The organism is Aeromonas sp. (assembly GCF_050252055.1).
GTDB classification, from domain to species: Bacteria; Pseudomonadota; Gammaproteobacteria; order Enterobacterales; family Aeromonadaceae; genus Aeromonas; species Aeromonas caviae.
On record NZ_JBFWLQ010000017.1, the window covers coordinates 1 to 22,322 of the forward strand.

General features: G+C 60.8%; 21 protein-coding genes. 10 read left to right on the forward strand and 11 right to left on the reverse strand.

What is annotated here, in order from left to right:
* Nucleotides 1-374 precede the first annotated feature (374 nt).
* Entirely contained in the window at nt 375-1,007 is a 633-nt protein-coding gene (locus AB7E19_RS20550; protein WP_261999281.1) for a LysE family translocator, read from the forward strand.
* An 82-nt stretch (nt 1,008-1,089) separates the two neighbouring features.
* Here the strand turns inward: AB7E19_RS20550 and fis are convergent, their stop codons facing one another.
* Together fis and dusB are read right to left on the reverse strand one after the other, a co-directional pair.
* Nucleotides 1,090-1,386 carry a DNA-binding transcriptional regulator Fis gene (fis, locus tag AB7E19_RS20555; protein ID WP_005309538.1) on the reverse strand — a complete coding sequence of 99 codons (297 nt, stop codon included), beginning with the start codon at nt 1,384-1,386 and terminating at the stop codon, nt 1,090-1,092.
* A gap of 25 nt (nt 1,387-1,411) precedes the next feature.
* Nucleotides 1,412-2,377, reverse strand: coding sequence for a tRNA dihydrouridine synthase DusB (gene dusB / locus AB7E19_RS20560; RefSeq protein WP_010675552.1), 966 nt, complete (start codon nt 2,375-2,377; stop codon nt 1,412-1,414).
* Nucleotides 2,378-2,667: 290 nt separating this feature from the next.
* On the opposite strand from dusB, the gene AB7E19_RS20565 reads away from it, so the two are divergent.
* The 4 genes from AB7E19_RS20565 to AB7E19_RS20580 all read left to right on the forward strand — a co-directional run bounded on the left by AB7E19_RS20565 (nt 2,668) and on the right by AB7E19_RS20580 (nt 7,478).
* Nucleotides 2,668-4,074 carry a TolC family protein gene (locus tag AB7E19_RS20565; RefSeq protein ID WP_052815573.1) on the forward strand — a complete coding sequence of 469 codons (1,407 nt, stop codon included), beginning with the start codon at nt 2,668-2,670 and terminating at the stop codon, nt 4,072-4,074.
* A gap of 73 nt (nt 4,075-4,147) precedes the next feature.
* Nucleotides 4,148-5,152, forward strand: coding sequence for an HlyD family secretion protein (locus AB7E19_RS20570; protein ID WP_080767988.1), 1,005 nt, complete (start codon nt 4,148-4,150; stop codon nt 5,150-5,152).
* Nucleotides 5,152-6,288: an ABC transporter permease gene (locus tag AB7E19_RS20575; protein WP_322131880.1), complete on the forward strand. Its 1,137-nt coding sequence runs from the start codon at nt 5,152-5,154 to the stop codon at nt 6,286-6,288. Before AB7E19_RS20570 ends, AB7E19_RS20575 begins: the two co-directional genes overlap by 1 nt.
* Nucleotides 6,285-7,478 carry an ABC transporter permease gene (locus AB7E19_RS20580; RefSeq protein WP_103259588.1) on the forward strand — a complete coding sequence of 398 codons (1,194 nt, stop codon included), beginning with the start codon at nt 6,285-6,287 and terminating at the stop codon, nt 7,476-7,478. Before AB7E19_RS20575 ends, AB7E19_RS20580 begins: the two co-directional genes overlap by 4 nt.
* Nucleotides 7,479-7,534: 56 nt before the next feature.
* Here AB7E19_RS20580 and AB7E19_RS20585 read toward each other — a convergent pair whose 3' ends face one another.
* From AB7E19_RS20585 to AB7E19_RS20595, 3 genes are all read right to left on the reverse strand, one after another.
* Nucleotides 7,535-8,170: an SDR family oxidoreductase gene (locus tag AB7E19_RS20585; protein WP_322131881.1), complete on the reverse strand. Its 636-nt coding sequence runs from the start codon at nt 8,168-8,170 to the stop codon at nt 7,535-7,537.
* Nucleotides 8,171-8,297: 127 nt separating this feature from the next.
* Nucleotides 8,298-9,152 (reverse strand): DnaA ATPase domain-containing protein, encoded by an 855-nt coding sequence (locus tag AB7E19_RS20590; protein WP_103243669.1) that lies wholly within the window; start codon nt 9,150-9,152, stop codon nt 8,298-8,300.
* Nucleotides 9,153-9,224: 72 nt separating this feature from the next.
* The gene (locus tag AB7E19_RS20595) at nt 9,225-9,899 is read right to left on the reverse strand and encodes a DnaT-like ssDNA-binding domain-containing protein (protein WP_039041329.1); all 675 of its coding nucleotides are present in this window, start codon (nt 9,897-9,899) and stop codon (nt 9,225-9,227) included.
* 275 nt (nt 9,900-10,174) lie between these two features.
* On the opposite strand from AB7E19_RS20595, the gene AB7E19_RS20600 reads away from it, so the two are divergent.
* On the forward strand, nt 10,175-11,146 hold the full coding sequence (locus AB7E19_RS20600; RefSeq protein ID WP_029314797.1) for a response regulator: 972 nt from the start codon (nt 10,175-10,177) through the stop codon (nt 11,144-11,146).
* Nucleotides 11,147-11,216: 70 nt separating this feature from the next.
* Here the strand turns inward: AB7E19_RS20600 and AB7E19_RS20605 are convergent, their stop codons facing one another.
* From AB7E19_RS20605 to AB7E19_RS20615, 3 genes are all read right to left on the reverse strand, one after another.
* On the reverse strand, nt 11,217-12,614 hold the full coding sequence (locus tag AB7E19_RS20605; protein WP_322131882.1) for a peptide MFS transporter: 1,398 nt from the start codon (nt 12,612-12,614) through the stop codon (nt 11,217-11,219).
* A gap of 213 nt (nt 12,615-12,827) precedes the next feature.
* The gene (gene galU, locus AB7E19_RS20610) at nt 12,828-13,739 is read right to left on the reverse strand and encodes a UTP--glucose-1-phosphate uridylyltransferase GalU (RefSeq protein ID WP_010675542.1); all 912 of its coding nucleotides are present in this window, start codon (nt 13,737-13,739) and stop codon (nt 12,828-12,830) included.
* Nucleotides 13,740-13,833: 94 nt separating this feature from the next.
* A complete protein-coding gene (locus AB7E19_RS20615) occupies nt 13,834-14,151 on the reverse strand; it encodes a ComEA family DNA-binding protein (RefSeq protein ID WP_124244275.1) in 318 nt (105 codons plus the stop codon).
* A 166-nt stretch (nt 14,152-14,317) separates the two neighbouring features.
* Between AB7E19_RS20615 and cysQ the strand changes: the two genes are divergently transcribed.
* The gene (cysQ, locus tag AB7E19_RS20620) at nt 14,318-15,088 is read left to right on the forward strand and encodes a 3'(2'),5'-bisphosphate nucleotidase CysQ (protein ID WP_039041322.1); all 771 of its coding nucleotides are present in this window, start codon (nt 14,318-14,320) and stop codon (nt 15,086-15,088) included.
* Between the two features lie 63 nt (nt 15,089-15,151).
* Here cysQ and AB7E19_RS20625 read toward each other — a convergent pair whose 3' ends face one another.
* The 3 genes from AB7E19_RS20625 to AB7E19_RS20635 all read right to left on the reverse strand — a co-directional run bounded on the left by AB7E19_RS20625 (nt 15,152) and on the right by AB7E19_RS20635 (nt 17,635).
* On the reverse strand, nt 15,152-15,448 hold the full coding sequence (locus AB7E19_RS20625; protein ID WP_010675539.1) for a YciI family protein: 297 nt from the start codon (nt 15,446-15,448) through the stop codon (nt 15,152-15,154).
* A 24-nt stretch (nt 15,449-15,472) separates the two neighbouring features.
* A complete protein-coding gene (locus tag AB7E19_RS20630; RefSeq protein WP_045521880.1) occupies nt 15,473-16,024 on the reverse strand; it encodes a septation protein A in 552 nt (183 codons plus the stop codon).
* Nucleotides 16,025-16,129: 105 nt separating this feature from the next.
* Nucleotides 16,130-17,635, reverse strand: a complete 1,506-nt coding sequence (locus AB7E19_RS20635; protein ID WP_322131883.1) for an aminotransferase class V-fold PLP-dependent enzyme — start codon at nt 17,633-17,635, stop codon at nt 16,130-16,132.
* A 191-nt stretch (nt 17,636-17,826) separates the two neighbouring features.
* On the opposite strand from AB7E19_RS20635, the gene trhA reads away from it, so the two are divergent.
* From trhA to AB7E19_RS20650, 3 genes are all read left to right on the forward strand, one after another.
* Complete coding sequence (trhA, locus tag AB7E19_RS20640) at nt 17,827-18,459, forward strand: PAQR family membrane homeostasis protein TrhA (RefSeq protein ID WP_039041319.1); 633 nt, start codon at nt 17,827-17,829, stop codon at nt 18,457-18,459.
* A gap of 121 nt (nt 18,460-18,580) precedes the next feature.
* Nucleotides 18,581-20,242, forward strand: a complete 1,662-nt coding sequence (locus AB7E19_RS20645; protein WP_010675535.1) for a putative transporter — start codon at nt 18,581-18,583, stop codon at nt 20,240-20,242.
* Nucleotides 20,243-20,464: 222 nt separating this feature from the next.
* The coding region (locus tag AB7E19_RS20650) for a retention module-containing protein (protein WP_427936436.1) at nt 20,465-22,322 on the forward strand (1,858 nt) is incomplete at its 3' end.

Consider the following 22,322-nt stretch of genomic DNA (forward strand, 5'->3'; position numbering starts at 1 on the left):
TGCCGAACTCAGAAGTGAAACGCTGTAGCGCCGATGGTAGTGTGGCATTCGCCATGCGAGAGTAGGACACTGCCAGGCACCCAATACAAGAAACCCCGCTCACTCGAGCGGGGTTTTTTATTGCCTGTAATTTATTTTTTAGATAATAAGTCTGGCTAATGCACAAAACCCAGTCTATTACATCGATAAACATTGTTATTCAGCCAGTATCACTGCCTTTCAAACGGCTCAATCTCTCTTTCTCACCAGGTTGAGCGTCAAGTATCTCCAGCTCAAACGCTATTCCCTTCCTTGATAATCACTATCGCCGGAAACGGGAGTGACAAGTACTTCAGGATCCATAGACTGTTTCTTTCATGTACAAGGAGCTGTCTATGTTGGGGATCCACGATCTGGCGTTGTTTATCGTTTCTGGCCTGCTGTTGAACATGATGCCTGGGCCTGACTCCCTGCTCATCATGCTGCGCAGCGGCTCCCAGGGATGGCGTGCAGGGTCCATGGCGGCATTGGGTATCGGGACAGGTACCATGGTGCATGTGTTGGCGGCGGCGCTGGGACTGTCTGCCCTGTTGAGTGCCTCCGCCGAGCTGTTTGCCGTCATCAAGCTGATGGGGGCGCTCTATCTGGTCTATCTCGGTGTGTCCATGCTCTGGCAGAGGAGTGGCACTTCAACGTCTGTGGATGGGGCTGTGGCGCTGCCTGCGCTCTCTTATGGGCGCATCTTCCGGCAGGGGTTGCTCACCAATGTCCTCAATCCCAAGGTGGCGCTCTTTTTTCTCGCTTTTGTGCCCCAGTTCATCGATCCCGCTTCACCGCAAAAGGCGATGGCATTCATCGTGCTGGGCTGCATCTTCAATCTCAACGGCATGATCTGGTGCCATCTGCTGGCGTTTTCCACCGCGTTTGCAAGCCGCAAGGTGCGACTACCCACCCGGGTGGCCACCTGGCTGAATCGTGTGATGGGGGGGCTGTTCGTGGGGCTTGGTATCAAGCTGGCGGTGGAGTGAGCAGGTAAACACCGGGCATAGAAAAAGGCGTATCCCATCGCTGGGATACGCCTTCGTCTGCACTGCAGCAGAATGACCGGGATCAGTTCATGCCGTAACGCTTGAGTTTCTTGCGCAGGGTGCCGCGGTTGATGCCCATCATCACGGCGGCGCGAGTCTGGTTGCCACGGGTGTACTGCATGATCACGTCCAGCATGGGAGCTTCGACTTCGGAGAGAACCATATCGTACAGATCAATCACTTCCTGACCGTTCAACTGGGCCAGGTAGTTACGCAGGGCCTGTTGCACAGAGTCACGCAGGGGGCGTTGGGTCGGCTCGGCAGCGTGATTGTGAGTAGTTGTTACCAATGCATCAGAAGTCAGGGTTTGTTCGAACATATTCGGTCGGCTCTTTAGTTATGCGTTAACCTAATCCATCGAAATACGCTTCGAGTGCCTCGAGTTGTGCGTCTGCACAATCCAGGGCATTGAAGTGCTTACGGAATTCTCGGCCCGCCTCTTCTTCATCCAGATACCAACCCACGTGTTTACGGGCAATGCGCGCTCCCAGATAGGCACCGTAAAACTGGTGCAGATTGGTGACATGCTCGTTCATCAGGGTGCGAACCTCTTCCCTGTCGGGAGGCGGCAGCTTGGTGCCCGTTTCAAGAAAATGGCGGATTTCCCGGAAAATCCAGGGTCGTCCTTGCGCAGCACGGCCGATCATCACGGCGTCGACACCGGTATAGTCGAGGACATACCGGGCTTTCTCCGGGCTATCGATGTCGCCATTGGCGACAACAGGAATCGATACGGCCTGCTTAATCGCCCTGATAGTGTCGTACTCCGCTTCGCCCTTGTAGAGGCAGGCACGGGTACGACCATGCACGGCAAGGGCCGCGATACCGCAATCTTCGGCGATTCGGGCGATCTCCTCGCCATTGCGGTTATCCGGATCCCATCCTGTGCGGATCTTCAAGGTGACAGGTACTTCCACCGCATCCACCACGGCCCGGCAGATGGATCTGACCAGGTCTGGCTGACGCAGCAGGGCGGAACCTGCCAGCTTCTTATTCACTTTTTTTGCCGGACATCCCATGTTGATGTCGACGATCTGAGCGCCCTGCTCCACGTTGTAGCGGGCAGCAAACGCCATCATCTCGGGGTCGGCACCGGCAATCTGGACCGATCGCAAGCCGCCTTCAGCAGAGTGATCCATTCTCATCCGGGTTTTCTGGGTATCCCAGACATCCGGGTTGGCCAGCAGCATCTCGGAAACGGCCATACCGGCTCCCAAACGTAAACAAAGTTCACGAAATGGTCGGTCTGTTACACCGGCCATGGGGGCCACGATCAGGGGAGTTTCAAGCGTGTGGGGACCTATCTGCATTCCACGGTTACCATCGGCTTAGGGCGGCGTATATTACGCATTTTTTAGTCAGGAGAAAAGGTTAGTATTTGAGCGTCAGCCATTTTTTTCTGAAAAAAACGTCGCGCCAAGGCTTGCAAATTCAGGAGTGCTTGAAAATCGGACATATTGTCTGTGACCATGGTCAGGAGGGCGCGAGTGAGGGGGATGGTGATTTGTGAGTCTCCCTCTCAAGCCGGTTTAGGCTATGATAGCGGGCCTGAATTGAGCAAAGACTCTACACAATTTCATTACAAACGGATCGGGGATGTATGACGGTAAAGTTCATCAAGTCGCTCTGCCCATGCCTGCTGGGTATCGTGCTGGGGTCGGCTCAGGCGCAGACGGTCAGCTTTACCGAGGCCTGGAGCCGGGTCATCCAGCAGGATGACGGCTTGGCGGCAGAGCAGGCCGGGGTGGAGCGGGCCCAGCAACTGCGGGAGGCGGCCAAGGCCATGTACCTGCCCAAGGTGGATGTGGGGGCCAGCTATACCCATCTCGATCAGCCGATGGAGCTGGACATGCTGGATCTCAACCCCATCGCCAATCATCCGGAATTCGGCAAGGTGCTGGGGCCTGTGATGCAGGCACTCAACCTCAGCCCGAGCGATTTCGTCACCCCCCTCACCAAGCAGAACGTGGTGACCAGTTCGGTCAAGATGCTATGGCCGCTCTTTACCGGCGGGCGCATCGATGCGGCCCAGGATATTCGTCAGGCCCAAGTGAGCGAGGCTGAGCAGTTGCTGGTGCTCAAACAGCAGTCCACCTTCGAGAGCCTCTCCCAGACCTACTTCGGGGTGGTGCTGGCGGCGCAGGTGGTGCAGACCAAGCAGGAGATCGAGCAGGGACTGGCACACCATCTGGATCATGCCAAGAAGCTCGAAGCCCAGGGGCAGATCGCCAAGGTGGAGCGCCTTTCGGCCCAGTCTGCCTATGACAGGGCACGTATCGATACCCAGAAGGCCAGGCGCAGCCTGGAGATCGCCCAGCTAGCGCTCGGCCACATGCTCAAGCTCAAGCAGGCTGAGCCCAATACCGCCCTCTTCATCAACGAAGGGATGCCAGCCTTGTCTCCCTTTGTGGAGGAGACCCTGTCGGTGCATCCCGGTCTCAAGCTGTTGACGGCCAAGAAGGAGCAGGCCCAGGGGATGATCAAGCTGGAGAAGGGCAAATACGCCCCCGAGCTCTTCCTGTTCGGCAACTACAACCTCTATGAAGATGATTCCATTGTCTCCAAGACCACACCGGACTGGCTGGTTGGTGTCGGGGTCAGCATGCCGCTGGTGAGTCGTGATGGCCGCTCCGAGACGGTCCAGGCAGCCAAGAGCGCCGAACTCCAGGTCAACCTGCTGCAAGCCAAGACCCGCCAGGATCTGGAGCTGTTGGTCGAGAAGACCTGGCGCGAGGCTGCCCAGGGACTGGAGGAGTATCACTCTCTCTCCTCGACCCAGGCGCTGGCCGAGGAGAACGTGCGGTTGCGTGACAAGGCATTCGGTCAGGGGCTCTCCACTTCCCTCGATGTGGTCGATGCCCAGACCCAGCTTGCCGGGGTCAAGACCCAGCGCGCCGCCGCCGCCTATCAATACGTGATCTCCCTGGCCCGCCTGTTGGCACTCTCCGGTCAGATGAACAGTTTCAACCAGTATCAGCATGGTCAGGCGATCGAGGTGAACTCATGATCGCGCGCTCTTCCATTCCGTTATTCATGTCCGTTTCGACCGCCAAGGGTCGCCCGTTTGCCGAGGTGAATTCATGAGTCATCCCCCCATCAAGAAGAAGATGAGCCAGGGCAAGCCCTGGCTGCTGCCACTGGCGCTGGTATTGCTTGTGCTCTGGCTGGGCTGGCGCTTCTGGCTGGCCTATCAGCCGGAGCCGGTGCGTCTGCAGGGGCAGATAGAGGCGCAGCAGTATTCGGTCTCTTCCAAGGTGGCGGGCCGCATCGACGAGGTGCTGGTGAAGAAGGGGGATCAACTGGCCAGGGGCCAACTGGCGTTCACTCTGGCGAGCCCGGAGATCGAGGCCAAGCTGAGTCAGGCCAAGGCCGGGCAGGCCGCGGCTGGCGCCATGGCCGAAGAGGCCGAGAAGGGGGCTCGAGTGCAGCAGATCGCGGCCGCCAAGGATCAGTGGCAACAAGCCAAGGCAGCTGCCCTGCTTCATGGCAAAACCTACGAGCGCATTGCCAGCCTGCATCGGGATGGCGTGATGTCACTGCAAAAGCGTGACGAGGCCTGGACGGCCTGGCAGGCGGCGAAGTACAGCGAGGGCATGGCCTGGCAGCAATACCAGATGGCGCTGGAAGGGGCGCGGGAAGAGACCAAGATCGCGGCCCGCGAGCAGGCCAAGATGGCGGCTGGCGGCGTGGCGGAAGTGGAAGCCTATCTGGCCGATACCCGCATCGCCAGCCCCCACGAGGGGGAAGTTGCCCAGGTGCTGCTGCGTAGCGGCGAGCTGGCTCCCCAGGGCTTCCCCGTGGTGACCCTGCTCGACATGAAGGATGCCTGGGCCCAGTTCCATGTCCGTGAGGACCTCTTGCCAAGGTTCCCGGTCGGTACCGAGTTTGATGCCCGTATTCCCGGCCTGGGGGATCAGCTGGTGCGCTTCAAGGTGACTCATGTGGCCGTGATGGGGGATTTCGCCACCTGGCGTGCCACCGACACCCGCCAGGGGTTCGACATGAAAAGCTTCCAGGTGGAAGCGCGCCCCTTGCAGCCGGTTGACGGGCTGCGGGTCGGCATGAGCGTGCTGGTCGAGCTCTGATGGGACGCGAATGGCGGTTGCTCTGGCAGGACCCGTTCGGCCGGGCGCTGGCGAGCTGGGTCCCCTTGCTGCTGATAGGGATCCTGTGCTGGATCTTTTCAGCCGGCCTGGCGCGGGATCTCAAGGTCGGTCTGGTGGATCTGGATCGCAGCCCCCTCTCCCGACAACTGGCGTTCTCTCTCGATGGCTCCGCCGGGCTCAAGATAGCGCAGCAGTTTGACGCCATCGACGAGGGGGCCAGGGCACTGCGAGGGGGGGACATCTATGCTCTGGTGGTGATCCCCCATCACCTGGAGCGGGATGCCCGGCAAGGCACTCAGCCGCAGGTCACAGTGTTCAACAATGGCCAGTTCATCCTGATTGCCAAGCTGGTCAACTCCGCACTGGCCCAGGTGGTGGGAACTCTCAATGGTCAGGTAGGGGTGTTGGAGGCCATGGCCGACGGCAAGACGCTGCCCGGTGCCCTGGGACAATCCGTACCCATTGCGAGCCAGGTTACCGCGCTCTACAACATCAATTCCAGCTACGCCCAGTTTCTGCTGAGCGCCCTGCTGCCTGCGGTGTGGCAGATCCTGGTGGTGCTCTATGGCCTGAACGCCCTGGCCCGCACCGATCGCCTCGGGTTGGACTGGACCACCAGAGGGGCCTGGTTCGGCCTCTGGCGTACCCTGCTGCCCCATGTGCTCATCGGCTGGGGGTGGGGTCTGGCGTGGAGTCTGCTGCTGTTCAAGGGGCTTGGGTACCCCATGCAAGGCAGTTGGCTGGTGCTGACGGCGGGGCTGGGACTGGCGTCAGCCGCTTGCGTCACCATGGGGGCCTTCTTCTACGCCATCATCCGGGATCCGGCGCGGGCGCTCTCTCTGGCCGGCGCCTACACGGCGCCGGGATTTGCCTTCATGGGGGTCACCTTTCCGGTCACCGCCATGGGTGATGTGGCCCAGTTCTGGCGCAGCCTGCTGCCCATCTCCCACTATGTGGAGCTGCAGATCGGGCAAACCAACTACGGTCAACCGTTGACGGCGGCCCTGCCCCAGCTCGGGGCTCTGCTGCTGTTTCTGCTGCCCCTGTTGCTGGTGGTACACCGTTACCGGACGCCGTCGGGCGCGGCCCTGCCCCATGAGGAGTCCAGACCATGATGGGATTCTGGGATCTGGTGCGCCTTGAGCTGCGCACCCTCTTGGCGGATCGCGCCATCATGCTGACCCTGTTTGGCGGCGTCTTCTTCTACTCCTTCCTCTACCCCCAGCCCTACCTGCACCAATTGCCCAGGGAAGAGCCCGTGGTGGTGGTCAACGAGGATGGCAGCCAGCTTTCCCGCCAGCTGGAGTTTATGGCCGATGCCACGGCGCAGGTGAAACTGGTGGCCCGTGCCGGTTCGCTCGACGAGGCCCGCCAGATGATGCTGACCGGCAAGGCGAGCGGCATCTTGCACATTCCCCGCCACTTCTATCGGGATCTGATGCTGGGCAGGAGCGTGACCCTGGGTTATGCCGGAGATGCCTCCTACTTCCTGGTCTATGGCACCATTGCCGAAGGGCTGGCCCAGGCGGGGGGCACGCTCGCCGCCCAGGTGAAGGTGGCCAGGCTGCTGAGCCAGGGCGAGGCGCTGCCCCAGGCCGCCATGGGCTGGAACGCGGTGGCCCTCAATGTGCTGCCGGTATTCAACCCCACCATGGGCTATGTGAACTACGTGGTGCCTGCGGTATTCGTGCTGATCCTGCATCAGGTGTTGCTGATGGGGACCGGCATCCTGGGGGCGACCCAGAACCAGCGCAGCCGCCGTGGCGAGTCAGGCTACTGGCAACATGCCCCCGTGCCGGCCTTGTTGCTGGCCCGCACCCTGGTGGTGGGGGCTCTTTTCGTCCTTCCGGTGACCTACTTCTTCGGCTTCTGCTTCGATCACTACGGTATTGCCCGCACCGCTGTACCCGGCGAACTCTGGCTCTTTACCCTGCCGTTCCTGCTGGCCACCACCTGGCTCGGGATCGTGCTCGGCGCCCTGTTCACCCGCCGTGATCTGCCGACCCAGGTGGTGCTTGTCTCCTCTTTGCCGCTGGTCTTCCTGGCCGGCTTTATCTGGCCCCTTGAGCTCATCCCGGCTCCCCTCAACTGGCTGGCCCAGTGGGCCCCGAGCACGCCGGCCATCGAGGGATTCCTGCGCCTCAATCAGATGGGGGCCGACTTTGCCCAGGTCTCCCGCTACTGGTGGCAGTTGTGGGGACTGGCGCTGCTGTATGGCGCTCTGGCGTGCTGGTTGCTCCGCTGGCGTCAACCGTGCCCTGCAACGCGGCCGGATGATGGGGCGACAGCGTCTTCCACCGACTAGGCCCCTTGCAACAACACGGTCAGCCACTGGGCTGACCGTGTTGCCATTCACAGGGATCATGGCTGACTCAGACCCGGATCGCCGATGGCATAGATCTGGCCGCACGCCTCCTGGTCTGTGAGCAGTTGCAAACCCCGCATCGCCACATCCTGGCGCCTGACCAGGCCATGCCTCTCCTGCCCCTGGCTCAGGATGGCCTGACCCGTGGGCTCCCCATCCTGCAACCCTGCGGGGCGTAAAATGGTCCATGCCAGGGGGCTTGTCTGCAGCCAGCTTTCCGCCAGGCTCTTGAGGCGTACCTCGTGTCCGAAGGCGGCGCGAGCCCGCTCGGGCAGGTATTGCCAGCTGTCGCCACAACCGAGGGAGGTAACCAGCAGCAGGCGGCTGAGCCCGGCGCGCTCCATCTCGTCGATCACATGGCGGTTGCCCTGATAATCCACCGGTGCACTCTGGCGAAAGCTGCCGAGGGTGGAGACTATCCGGGCATCCCTGCCCGCCAAGCGGCAAGCCTGGGTCACGGCCAGGGGGTCCAGGGCATCTCCGATGACGACCTCGACTCCCAGGGTATGCAGCTCGCTGGCCATGTCGGTATGGCGCACCAGGGCAACGACCCTGTGGCCCAGTTGCAGTGCGTGGTCGGTGAAGGCGCGGCCCAGTCCGCGACTGGCACCGAAGATGAGTGTGGTTGGCATGACAGGCCCTCTCGAACAAAAGAGCAAGCCTAGAGCCTGGATGGCTCTCTGTAAATGAGAGTGGTTTTTATTTGTGAGGTGCAGGGGATATGAAGGGCCGGACATCAGGGACGCCGGCCCGACGGGATCAACCGTTGTAATGGCCGATGCTGGGACGGCGGCTGGGTCCGCTCAGGTGGATGTCCACCGGATTGAACGCCTTGATCGCCTCATAGCTGAAATCACCGATGGCCTGATGCAGGCTCTGGGGGCTGTGGTTGGTGATGATGATGACGCTTTTGGACAGGTTGCGACGACGGCGCAGCAGGTGGCCGAGGAAGCTGGACTGACTCTCGGCCATCTTGGCACGGTTGGCCGCCACCTCGTCGATGATCAGCAGGTCCACCTCTTCCAGGGCGCGGCGGTACTGGTTGCGCTCCTCCTGATCCTGGATGACGTTGAAGAAGAGCCTGTCCACGATGGAGGCCCACTGCTGGAAGATCACCGACTTCTGGTGGCGCGCGATCAACTCGTGGGCCACGGCGCCCGCCAGGGTGGATTTGCCGGTGCCGTAATCGCCGTAGATCAGCATGCAGCCCCCGCCGCTCTTCTCCCAGTGCTCGAAACCGCTGATGAAGTAGCGGGCTGTCTCGATGGGGTATTGCAGGGCCGGGTCACCGGAATCCATCTTGTCGAAGATCCAGTCCGGATTGAGGTCGGCCTGGGCGATCAGCTTCTGGATCCGCTCCTGGCGGGCGGCCTTCTGCAACTCGCGCACTTCGGCATTGGCCTTGGCGTCGTACTCCTTGCGCAGGGTCTCGTAGTCGTACTGGCTGCCGCCGGTTGCGGCCCGCAGTCGGAGAATACGTTCCTGCAGGCTGCTGACGTGACGCTTGAGCTCGGGATCATGAGCCCGTTGCTCCTGTCTCGCCTTGGCGATTTTCTGGCGTTTGGCCTCGATCTCTTCCAGTGCCTGGCGCATCGGGTCGTGCGGATCTGTCATGGAATTCTCCTTCTGCTAGGGCTGTGGCTGGATGGGCAGGGGGTCAATAGTGCACTTCGTGGCCGCCTGGTATCAATCATTCTCCGGCTCCTGAGCTTGTGCCAGCCGTTTGGCCTCATCGATCATCTCTTGCGCCCGGCGGCTCGGGCCAGCCTCTACCGGGGCTGGCGCGACCTGCTGGTACCCGGTGACCACGGTCGCCGGGCGGCGGGCGTAGCGCCGACTCTTGAGGGCCCGAATAAATTTCAACATCCACTGGTGCTGGGAGTCGAACACCTCGGGGCGGCCGAGCCAGTAGGCGATGAACTCCCCGAGATCCTCTTCGCTGTAGCTGGCATCGATCACCCCGCACAGGCGTGCGAGAGCAGGCAGTTCTTCGTCCGGACGCCACTGCAGGTGCATCTGGAACGGGCGTGCCGGCAGAGGGCTGCGCACCCGCTGGCTCAGCAACGGCAACTGGAAAGGGCACTGGTGGTAGTGCTCACTGTCAGCCTGGGCCTCGACCTGAAGCAGTTCGGCTTCCATCAGCTCGTCGAGCAGTTCGGTCAGCTGGCGAGCGTTGACCTGATAGCTGAAACCACCGGGATTGCCCGGATCGACGACAGCCAATGCCCGGCCAAGCTCGGGATAGTTGAGTCGGGCCAGCCGATTTTCCAGCACCAAGCGGCGCAGTTGCAGGGTATAGAGGCTGCGGGCCGGATGGGAGAGTCTGGGATGGGCGAGGGCGCTGTATTCGGCTGGCGTCATGGTCTGCTTCACGATCTGGAGTGGAGGGCATTATCCCTCATGGCGGTGCCTCATACAATTCATGGTGCCGACCTGCGAGAGAACGGCTGCCGGGCGACGGTTGCCGATCATCTCTGCGCAAGGGGGCGAGCAAAATAGTCGGACTATTTCAAACGCTTGGCAGATACCAAGGCCAGCCCGGCTCGCTGCTCGACAATATTGTGTGGCGGTATCCAGCGCCCATGATCTAGTCTTAATGCTCAAATAACCATTTGACTAATAAGAGCTTTGTCAAGATGTCAAAAGCCGGACTACGGATCTTGGTGGTAGAAGACGAAGCGGTTTTTCGCCACTCACTGGTATCTTATCTCGAGCACGACGGGGCCTGCGTCTTTCAGGCAGAAGACGGGATTGAGGGGCTCTCTGCCGCAGCGCTCTATCACCCCGATGTGGTGTTGTGTGATCTGAACATGCCGAACATGGATGGCCATGAGGTGATTGCCTGCCTCACCGCCCGCTATCCACAGGTGCCCGTCATCGTCATCTCCGGTCAGGATCAGATGGCTGCGATCGAGCGTGCGCTGCGGGCGGGGGCCAGGGACTTCTTCATCAAACCGGTGAATGACTATGAGCAGATCCGCCGCAGCATCGAGCAATGCCTGACAAACCTCGGGCATCAGAGCCAGCAACTGGAGCTGATGGAACACATCGACTTCTTCCGTGGCCACGATCTGGCGAGCAGCCGGCTGCTCGCCTGGTTGGCCCCCCCTGGCATGCAGGAGTGGGGGCCCTGGCAGGTCACCTTTGCCGGCATGGGCAATCTCTTCATCCCGGATACCTTCAAACTGGACGACAAGCTGCTGGTACTGGTGATGGAATTGCCCATCCTCGGTGTGGATGCGGCCTTCTGTGGTGCCTTGGTGCGATCCCTGATGAACGGCCCCTATCGCCAATACCAGCAACAAGAGAGCCTGCTGTTGACCCAGCCACACCGATTGCTGGATTACCTCAATCTGCAACTGCTGGAGTCGGGCCTGCGTCACTCCTTTGCCATGGCGGCCCTGCTGTTCGATCAGGAGGATGGGCTGCTTTTTGCAAATGCCGGGCTCACCTCACCTCACTGGTTGATGCGTGCAGGGGGGTTGCCGCTCGGCTTGATGCGCAGCAGTCGCTACACGTTGCACAGGCGAAGCTGGCACGAGCCCTTTGATCTGCAGTTTCGCAGTGACAGCGGCAGCGCCCTGACGATGCAGGTTCGTCACCACTGACGCCGTGAAGTGAACACATGCAAACAGGGCGCCCATGGGCGCCCTGTTTGGTCTCTGCTGTCCTGACCGGTCAAACGGTCGCAGACTGCAGTTTCTGCTCTTGTTCTTCGGGCTCTTTGGCCGGGCCTTCGGCACCGTGCATCCAGTAGACCAAGCGGTTGGCCATGGTCAGCAGGATGAGGGCGCTGATCACGGCGGCCAGTGCGATGCCACCGAAGATGGCCATGGCGCCGGATTCGCCGACGAAGGAGCCGATGAAGCCGGCGGCATAGTTGGCCAGGGCCACGAAACCGAACCAGGCACCCATCATCAGGGAGGCCAGGCGCAGCGGAGCCAGCTTGGTCACCATGGAGAGACCGATGGGAGAGAGGCAGAGCTCGCCCAGGGTATGGAACAGGTAGGCACCGACCAGCCAGAACATGGAGGTCTTGACAGTCTGATCACCACCTTGCTCCAGCACGGCACCGATCATGAACAGGAAGCCGACGGCCAGGAACAGCAGGCCCATGGCGAATTTCACCGGGGAGTTCGGCTCTTTCTTGCCGAGCTTGATCCAGATGGCGGCCACGACAGGGGCCAGGGTGATGATGAAGAAGGGGTTCAGGGACTGGAACCAGGCTGTCGGCACTTCGAAGCTGCCGATCATGCGGTCGGTATACTCCTGGGCATACAGGTTCATCAGACCACCGGCCTGCTCGAAGCCGGCCCAGAAGATGATGGTGAACAGGCCCAGTACCAGGATCACCTTGATGCGATCCACTTCCTGTTTGGTCAGGGGCGCTTTTTGCTCCTTGGAGCGCTGCAGGGCGGCACGCTGGGCAGCGGGCACACGGCCGATGTCACCGAGGAAGCGCTGGGCCATGGTGGCCTGCACGACCAGGGAGAGCAGCATGCCGATACCGGCGCTGACGAAGGCGGCTTGCCAGCCATAGGCGGTGGCGGCGGCGCCGCAGATCACGCCGGCCAGCAGGGAGCCCAGGTTGATGCCCATGTAGAAGATGGTGAAGGCGCCGTCACGACGGTGATCCCCTTCTTTATACAGGTCGCCCACCATGGTGGAGATGTTCGGTTTGAACAGGCCGTTGCCCACGATCAGCAAGCCAAGGCCGGCATAGAAGACGGTGTTGACCATGTCAGGGAACATGGCGTGAGGCAGTGCCAGGGTAAACTGGCCGGCGGCCATCAGCACGGCACCGAACAGGATGGCACGGCGCTGGCCCAGGAAGGTATCGGCGAGCCAGCCGCCGATGATGGGGGTGATGTAGACCAGACCGGTATAGATGCCGTACAGCTTGAGGGCGTCGGCCTGGGTCCAGCCCATGCCACCGTTGGCGGTCAGGTCGGTCAGATAGAGGACGAGCACGGCACGCATGCCGTAATAGGAGAATCTCTCCCACAGTTCGGTACTAAAGAGCAAAAAAAGCCCTTTAGGGTGACCTAAAAAGGTCCCTTTGGACGGGTTATTCATTGGAACTTCCACCTGTGTCTTATATTTTTTTAGAAATTTTATGCAAGGGCTAGGAACAAGCCTTAATCCTTATAGAACAAGCGACTTTAAATTACAATATTATGATTTAGCGATATTTTATCTATCAATGGTTGAATATTTGTTTATAAAATGAAAAAGGGCATCGAATGATGCCCAGTTTTTTATTCTGCTTATCTTGTAAATATTCAGAGATTACAGCTCTTTGGCAAACTGCTTCAGCCAGCTGGTGAATTCTTTGCTGAGTTCCCGATGGCGCACGGCGTATTCCACATTGGCCTTCATGTAACCGAGCTTGCTGCCGCAATCGTGGCTGCGTCCCTTCATGAAGTAGGCATTGACCTGCTCCTTTTCCATCAGCATGGCGATGGCATCGGTCAGCTGGATCTCGTCGCCGGCACCGGCCGGGGTTTTTTCCAGCAAGGGCCAGATATTGGCCGAGAGCACATAGCGACCGACCACGGCCAGGTTGGACGGGGCTTCATCCCGGGGCGGCTTCTCGACGATGGCCTGCATCGGCAGGGACATGCCTTCGCTCAGGGCCTCCCCCTTGATGTCGGCGATGCCGTATTTGTCCACTTCGCTCTCGGGGACGGCTTCCACCATGATCTGGCTGATCTGCTCCTCTTCGAACAGATGCACCATCTCCGCCAGGTTGTCCTGCTTCAGATCGCTGGCCACCTCGTCGATGAGCACATCCGGCAGCAGAACGGCGAAGGGTTGATCCCCGATGAGGGGGCGGGCACACAGTACTGCATGACCCAGGCCTTTTGCTTCCCCTTGACGCACGTGCATGATGGTGACGTCTTTGGGACAGATGTGCTGAACCTCTTCCAGCAGTTGGCGCTTGACCCGCTTCTCCAGGGTCGCCTCCAGCTCGAAGCTCTTGTCGAAGTGGTTCTCGATGGAGTTCTTGCTTGAATGGGTCACCAGGATGATCTCCTTGATGCCGGCGGCGATGGCTTCGCGCACCACATACTGGATCAGCGGCTTGTCGACCACGGGCAGCATCTCCTTGGGGATGGCCTTGGTGGCGGGCAGCATGCGGGTACCCAGACCGGCAACGGGGAGAACGGCCTTGCGAACAACGAGCGGTGTCTTTTTCATGGAGTGAGTCCGAAGATACAAAGTGGGCTCATGATACCCGAAGAAAAATAGGGCAGCCACAGGCTGCCCTTGGGATGACAGGGATTCAAACCGGTTACTTGACGATAATCATGTCCCGGTTTGCTTCCAGCGTGGCAGGTCCGATGCCACTGACGTCCGCCAGTTGATCGACGGAGGTGAACTTGCCCTCCTTCTCCCTGTGGTCGATGATGGCCTGTGCCTTCTTCTCGCCAATGCCCTTCAGGGCGGTGAGCTCGCCGGCACTGGCGGTATTGAGATTGATCTTGCCGCTCTCCTTGACTTGGGTGGTGGCCACAGGCTTGGTCGCCGCCTTGTCGGCGGCCAGCAGAGGTTGGCTCAACAGGGGAAGGCAGCCCAGCAGCAGTGCGGCGATCAGGGTCTTCTTGTTCATGTTTCACATCCTTATGAATCTGCCTTAGTGGCATATTTATCATTAGCTGTGTTGCGCCACTTTTTGTCTGTCAGTTTTGACACTGTATAAGTCAGTGCAAACGGCTATAAGCCGAAGATACTCACTCGGTTACACTGACCAACCCTTTGAGCGAGAACTCTTTTCCATGTATCTACCCGCCATTTCCGAACTGGAGCCCATCGCCCGCGCCGCCGGTGAGGCCATCATGTCCATCTACAGCCAGCCCTTTGCGGTGGAGTACAAGCAGGACGAGAGCCCGCTGACGGCTGCGGACAAGGGGGCCCACGAGGTGATCGTTCAGGCGCTGGCGCGTCTCACTCCCGATATCCCGGTGTTGTCGGAAGAGTCCTCCCCCGAGGTGATGGCTGCGCGACTCGGCTGGTCCCGCTACTGGCTGGTGGATCCTTTGGATGGCACCAAGGAGTTTGTCTCCCGCAACGGCGAGTTCACGGTGAATATCGCCCTGATTGAACAGGGGACCCCGCGCTGGGGGCTGGTCTATGCCCCGGTACTGGACAAGCTCTGGTATGGGGGCAAGGGGATTGGCGCCTGGCGTGTGGCCGATGGCAGGCACGAGACCATCCAGACCCGCCCTCATGACGCTGGGCAAGTGTGGCGCGTGGTGGGCAGTCGCAATCACCTGTCGCAGGAGACACTCGAGTATCTGGCCCGTTTTGGCGAACTGGAGCGGGGCGAGATCGAGCTGGTTTCCATGGGCAGCTCTCTCAAGTTTTGCATCATTGCCGAGGGGGAGGCCGAGCTTTACCCGCGGCTCGCACCGACCTGCGAGTGGGATACGGGGGCAGCTCAGGCGGTACTGGAAGGGGCGGGGGGCAGCGTCACCCAGCTCGATGGTTCGCCGCTTTGCTACAACAAGCCCGATATCCTCAATCCCTGGTTTGTGGCCAGGGCCTGAGTCAGCATCGGATACGAAAAGGCCGGACAGTGTCCGGCCTTTTTCTTGTCAGCCTCGATGGGCTCAGAAGACTTTCTTGAACGGTTTGATGGTCACCCTGGCGTAGACCCCTGCCGCAACATAGGGGTCCGCATCGGCCCAGGCCTGGGCGTCGGCCTGACTGGCAAAGTCGGCGATGACGGTACTGCCGGTGAAGCCCGCATCGGCCGGATCCTCGGCATCGATGGCCGGGTTGGGGCCGGCCGTCAGCAGGCGGCCCTCATCCTGCAAGGCTTGCAGGCGGGCCAGGTGGGCAGGGCGTGCCAGCTTGCGCTGGGGCAGGCTGCCCGCGACATCTTCGGAGTAGATCAGATACCACATGGAACAATCCCTTTCTGGTTGCGGTTATTTTTTCTGTTCTGCGTTCTGCTCGGCCGGCATGTGGCGATAGAGATAGACGCCGCTGAGCAGGGTGAAGACCAGGGTCATGCCCAGCAGGCCGAACACCTTGAAGTTGACCCACATCTCCTGGGAGAGGTTGAAGGCCACGTAGAGGTTGAGCAGGCCGCACAGGGTGAAGAAGCCGACCCAGCCGAGATTGACGTTGTCCCAGACCCGGTCGGGGGCTTGGAGCTCCTTGGCCAGCATCTGCTTGATGAGGTTCTTGCCAAAGCCATAGCGGCCGATGAGCAGGGCGAGGGCAAAGAGTACGTTGATGACGGTCACCTTCCACTTGATAAAGGCATCGTCGTGGAAGAAGACGGTGAGGCCGCCGAAGAAACCGACCAGCACGAAGGTGAACAACTGCATCTTCTCGACCCGGCGATAGCGAAGCCAGCTGTACAGGAGTTGCAGGCCAGTGACGACCACCAGGGCGCCAGTGGCGGTGTAGATGTCGTAAAACTTGTAGACCGCGAAGAAGACGATCAGGGGGATGAACTCGATAAACTGCTTCATGCTGGGCTCTAACCTCAAAATTTCACTCAGTGTACCTGCCCGTCAGACAACGGCAAATGAATAAGACCGTCCATTCTGCAGGCAGTTCCTTCCCGGGGCGGCGGGTTACTCGAACAGCTGGCTGGCAATCTGGTTGCCAAGGCGCACCTGATCGTCCAGCAATGCGTGTATGTCTGCTTCCTCGATGAGAGGGTTGAGTAGGACGGCGCGCAGCAGCGTGAGCGGTTGCTCGCCATAGCGGGAGACTGCGCGCTGGGTGCGTGAGACGAAGCTGTGCCCTTCGGCGCGCTGGGCTTTTTGCAGGGCGACGTTGAAGAGATTGATCTGTTCGTTGGCCGCCACATCGGGCACCTGACCTTGCAGGTGGGGCGGAATGCATCGGTAGGAGAGCAGGTTCATGACAGGTGCCGACATCAGCTCGAAGGCGGGGCTGGCGTCGATGAGCGCGGCCATTCGCCTCGCCCTGTCGTAGTTGGCGTCGATGAGTTGGGCATAACCCTGCTGTCCCAGCATCTGGAAGGCGGCATCCAGATAGAGCGCGTTGGCGGGACGGGTCCCCTCCAGAGTGAAGCGCCCCTGATCGAAGGAGGTGGCGCGGATGGCGTAGGGAGCCTCGCGCTTCACCGTCATCATCAGGTCCGGTTGGCGGCAGAGCAGCATGCCGGTACCTAGCGGGACCAGCAACTGCTTGTGACCGTCAAGGGTGACGGTATCGGCGTGCTCTATCCCCGTAAGCAATCCCTGATAGCGGGGCGAGAAGAGGGTCGGACCACCCCAGGCCGCGTCCACGTGGAAGTGGATTTGCTCGCGCCGGGCGATGGCGGCCAGTTCCGGCAGCGGGTCGACGGAGCCAAAATCCGTGCTGCCAGCCACGCCGACCAGCGCCAGCACCTTGAGCTTCTGCTCCCTGCATTGTTGAAGGGCCTGTTCCAGTGCCGCCAGACTGAGCCGATTGTGCTCGTCTGTGTCGAGACGCCAGACGCTGCGAGCCCCGAGTCCCAGCAGATCCATCCCCTTGTCGAAGGAGTAGTGCATCAGCCGCGATCCCAGAATGACGGCGCCGCGATAGCCCTGCTCGGCGAGGGCGAACAGGTTGTCGCCACAGGCCCGGTTGCGGGCCAGCCAGAGAGCGGTGACGTTGGCGATGGTACCGCCACTGGTCATGACGCCGAGGGCTGCATCCTTGGCATGCATCTGGGCTGCATAGAAGGCGTCGTCCTGGCGGTAGACCAGACGGTGCAGCTTGGCCAGCACTTCCCGCTCCAGAAAGCTCAGCAGACGGGAGGACTCCATCTTCATCGGGTTCTGGTTGAGCATCACCAAGAGCCGGGAGAGCTCGGCGGTGAAGGCCGGCAGCGGTGCCGTCATGTGTCCCATGTAGCGGGGAGAGGTGAGGTGCGATGCCCCGGGTACCAGGGTGGCGAGCCGTGCCAGATAGTCCCGGGGAGAGATGCCGATGGCGGGCATGCACGACTGATCGAGCTGGTGGGTGAAGCTGCCCCGCTGATAGGGGGCCTGACTGTCGTCGGAATGATGGAAATGCTCCAGCAGGGCCGTCATGGCCTTGCCGAAATCAGGATCCGGTTGTGTAAACAGTTCAGTGAGCTTCATCGGGTTCTCCAGACCAGATTGTCGGGCAGACGCGGCCATCCGCATGGGCGGCGTCGGCGGCAGAGCATACACCAAAGGGGCGGGGGGCACAGCCATCTCTGGCCCTCCCTCTCTTCGCCCCTTTATTTTCAGCTAACACTTGTAGCCTGAAACGTCGGCCGCTAGAGTGGGCCGGTAATGGGTTGGAGGTAATGATGGATGTGACGGGGTACTCCCCACGGGAAGAGTGGGCGAATCGCCTCAGCCATGGGCTGGGGCTGCTGCTGGGCGGACTGGGACTGGTCTTGCTGCTGCACAAGGGGTGGGATCAGGGGCCCAGGGTACTGCTGAGCTACGGCGTCTACGGTGCCAGCCTGGTATTGCTCTATCTCGCCTCGACGCTCTATCACAGCGTGAGCTCGGTGGCGGCCAGACGCTGGAGCAAGCTGTTCGATCACTGCGCCATCTATCTGCTGATCGCCGGCACTTATACCCCCTTCCTGCTGGTGGCGCTCGATACGCCGCTGGCGCAAGGACTGATGGTGGTGATCTGGGGGCTGGCCCTGGCGGGGGTCGTGTTCAAGCTGATCTTCATCAATCGCTTCAAGAAGGTGTCGCTATTTACCTATCTGATGCTGGGCTGGCTGTCGCTGGTGGTCATCTACCAGCTCTATCTGCATCTGGATGGTACCGGGCTCCTTCTGCTGGGGCTGGGTGGTCTCATCTACAGCCTGGGAGTGATCTTCTATGTGGCCAAGCGCATTCCCTACAACCACGCCATCTGGCACCTGTTTGTGCTGGGGGGCAGTCTGTGCCACTTCATGGCCATTTATGGCTACATCTGATGACTAACCCTTAATTGGTATTTTTGTGCTCATGAAAGCCTGAATTCGTGCGGCACCCCACAGTTGCCCCCTTCGTTTGCTGACAAGCTAGTGCCAGTTCAGTTTGGAAAGGATGCAAACGATGAGTGAGATCGCGCTTTCCATCAGCATGCTGTCGTTGGTGGCAGTGCTGGGGCTCTGGCTGGGAAACTGGCGAGTCTATGGCGTGGGGTTGGGTATCGGCGGGGTGCTGTTCGGCGGCATCATAGTGGGCCACTTCGCCGGCTTGTCCGGGTTGAAGCTGGATGAGCAAACACTTCATTTTATTCAGGAATTCGGCCTGATCCTGTTCGTCTACACCATAGGCATCCAGGTCGGTCCCGGCTTCTTCTCCTCCTTGCGCAGTTCGGGCCTCAAGCTCAATGGCTTCGCGGCCCTGCTGGTTCTGCTCGGCTGCCTGGTGGCGGCAGCGTTGCACCAGCTGTTCGATGTACCTCTGCCGGTGATCCTCGGGGTCTTTTCCGGGGCCGTGACCAATACCCCGTCCCTGGGGGCTGGGCAGCAGATCCTGGCCGAGCTGGGGGCGGATCCTGGCTCCACCGGCCTGATGGGGATGGGCTATGCGGTGGCCTACCCGTTCGGGATCTGCGGCATCCTGCTCACCATGTGGCTCATCCGGATGTTCTTCCACATCAAGATCGAGGAGGAAGCGGTCGCTTTCGAGCAGCAGGCTGGCAAGACCAAGGAGAGTCTGCAAACCATCAACATTGCCGTGCGCAATCCCAATATGCATGGCCTGATGCTCCGCGAGATCCCGAGTCTGGACGAGGCGGACGTCATCTGTTCCCGCCTCAAGCGTGGCGACGAGCTGATGGTGCCAAAGCCCGACTCGCGCATCGAACTTGGCGACCTGCTGCACCTGGTGGGGGAGCGCCATGCCCTGCACAAGGTGCTGCTGGTGCTTGGAGAGGAGGTAGACACCTCCCTCTCCACCCGCGGGACCGATCTGCGGGTTGAGCGGGTGGTGGTCACCAATGAGCAGGTGCTCGGCAAACGGATCCGCGATCTCGACATCAAGCAGAAATACGATGTGGTCATCTCGCGCCTGAATCGGGCCGGCATCGAGCTGGTGCCGACCAGTCAGACCAGTTTGCAGTTCGGTGACATCTTGAACCTGGTGGGGCGGCTCGATGCCATCGAGGCGGTCACCAGCGTGGTGGGCAACGTGCAGCAGAAACTGCAGCAGGTGCAGATGCTGCCCGTCTTCATCGGCATCGGGTTGGGAGTATTGCTCGGATCCATTCCCTTCTATCTGCCGGGATTCCCGGCGGCGCTCAAGCTGGGGCTGGCAGGGGGACCGCTGGTGGTGGCGCTCATCCTGTCTCGTATCGGCAGCATCGGCAAGCTCTACTGGTTCATGCCGCCGAGCGCCAACCTGGCGCTGCGGGAAATAGGCATAGTGCTCTTCTTGGCGGTGGTGGGGTTCAAGTCCGGGGCCGGCTTCATCGACACCCTGATCAACGGCGACGGTCCCGCATGGATGATGTACGGTGTGGCAATCACCCTCATCCCGCTGCTGCTGGTGGGTGTGCTGGCACGCCATTATGGCAAGCTCAACTACCTCACGCTATGCGGTCTGCTGGCCGGCTCGATGACGGATCCTCCCGCTCTGGCATTTGCCAACGGCATGCACCCCACCAGTGGTGCCAGCGCACTCTCTTACGCGACCGTCTACCCCCTGGTGATGTTCCTGCGGATCATCTCGCCCCAGCTGCTGGCCATCCTGCTCTGGGCCGGTGTCTGACACCTCACGAGACGGGAGCCTATGAGGCTCCCGTCTTCGTTTTTTCACAATTGATGCTATTGATTTAATTAATTTTATTCATCTTCGGCATCCCTTCGTTTTCACCCCGAAACCCGGCTTCATTTCGGTCTGTTCATTCGATTTTTCTCACTGGTTTATGGCCTGATAAACGGGCACATTGGAGGCTGGAGCAATATGCCCTTCGATATTTCAGGAGAAACCATGAGCAATCAGCGCATCGTATTGGATCAGGATGTCGTCGTTACCCACTTGCAAGGCAAAATGTATCTGGTCGCCGCCGACGGGAGCCAGAGACTCGTTGCAGAAGGCGATGTACTGCCCAAGGATGCGGTATTGCTTGCGCCCGAAGGGGCCAGCTTCCAGGGAGGGGAGACCACGTTCACCCTGGGTTCCGGCGAGCGCCCCGAACAGGGTGACGCCGTGCTGGCGAACGCGGGTACGCCCGATGACATCGCCGCCTTGCAGCAAGCGATTCTGGACGGAACCGACCCCACCAAGGCATTCGAAGCGTCGGCGGCGGGCGGAGCCCCGGCCGCAGGCAATGCGGGCGGGGTGGCTGGTGCCAGCGGCAACGGCGGTTTCGTCACCATCGATCGTACCGGTGATGCAACCATCTCCAGCGCAGGCTTTGACAGCGCGAACCCGGCTGGCGCGGCGCCGCTGGTGGATGCGCAAAGCAGCGAGGATGAGCTGGTCGACCTCACCGCTCCCGTCATCACCGTCTCTGCCCCCGACAACACCAACGATCGGACGCCGACCCTGACCGGTACCACGGATGCCCCCGCTGGCAGCACGGTGACTCTGGTAGTGACCGATGCCAACGGCAATCAGCAGACCCTGACCGCGACGGTGCAACCGGATGGCAGCTTCAGCGTGGATGTCACCACACCGCTGGCCGAAGGGGGCTATCAGGTGACGGCTTCCGTGACCGATCCGGCCGGCAACACCGGTACCGCGACCGATGATGGCAGCGTGGACACTACGGCTCCGATCGTGACGGTGAATGCACCGGACAATACCAATGACAACACCCCGACCATCACGGGGACCACGGACGCCGCCCCCGGCAGCACGGTGACCCTGACGGTGACCGATGCCAACGGCAATCAGCAGACCCTGACCGCCACGGTACAACCGGATGGCAGTTACAGTGCGGATGTCGTGACGCCGTTGCCGGATGGGGGCTATGACGTGACTGCCAGCGTGACTGATCCTGCTGGCAACAGAGGCACGTCGAGCGACGATGGTAGCGTGGACACCACGGCGAACATCACGGTGAGCCTGGATGACGTGAACGCGGCCAATGTGGCCAACACGCCCATCAGCGGCACCTCCGATGTCGGCCCGAACCGCACCGTGACCCTGGTGATCAGCGATGCCACCGGTAAGAGCGTGACAGTCACTGCCGTCACCGATGCCGACGGCAACTACCAGACCCGCGCCGATCTGAGCGGGCTGGCGGATGGCAACCTGACCGTGGTGGCCAGCGTTACCGACGCGGCGGGCAACCCGGCCAGCGCCACCGACGACACCACCTTGCTCGATACCACTCCACCGAATGCCAGCATCACCCTGGATGGCAACATCACCCCTGACGACGTGATCAACGCGGCCGAGTCCAAGCAGGACATCGCCGTGACCGGTCGCGTGGGTGGCGACGTGAAAGAGGGCGACACCGTCACCCTGACCGTCAATGGCAAGGCCTTCACCGGTCTGGTCTTGGCCGACAAGACTTTCAGCATCAATGTGCCAGGTAGCGACCTGGTGGCCGATGGGGACAAGGTGATCGACGCCAAGGTGACCACCACCGACGCGGCGGGCAACAGCACCACGGCGGCCGATACCGAGGGTTACAGCGTCGACACCCAGGGTCCGAGCGTGGTGGTCGACATCGCTGACGACCAGCTGACCGTGGGCGAGACCAGCGACGTCACCTTCACCTTCAGCGAGAAGGTGACCGGGTTCGAGCTGGATGATCTGACCGTGGTGGGCGGCACTGTTACCGACCTCAAGACCACTGACGGCGGCAAGACCTGGACCGGCACCTTCACCCCGACCC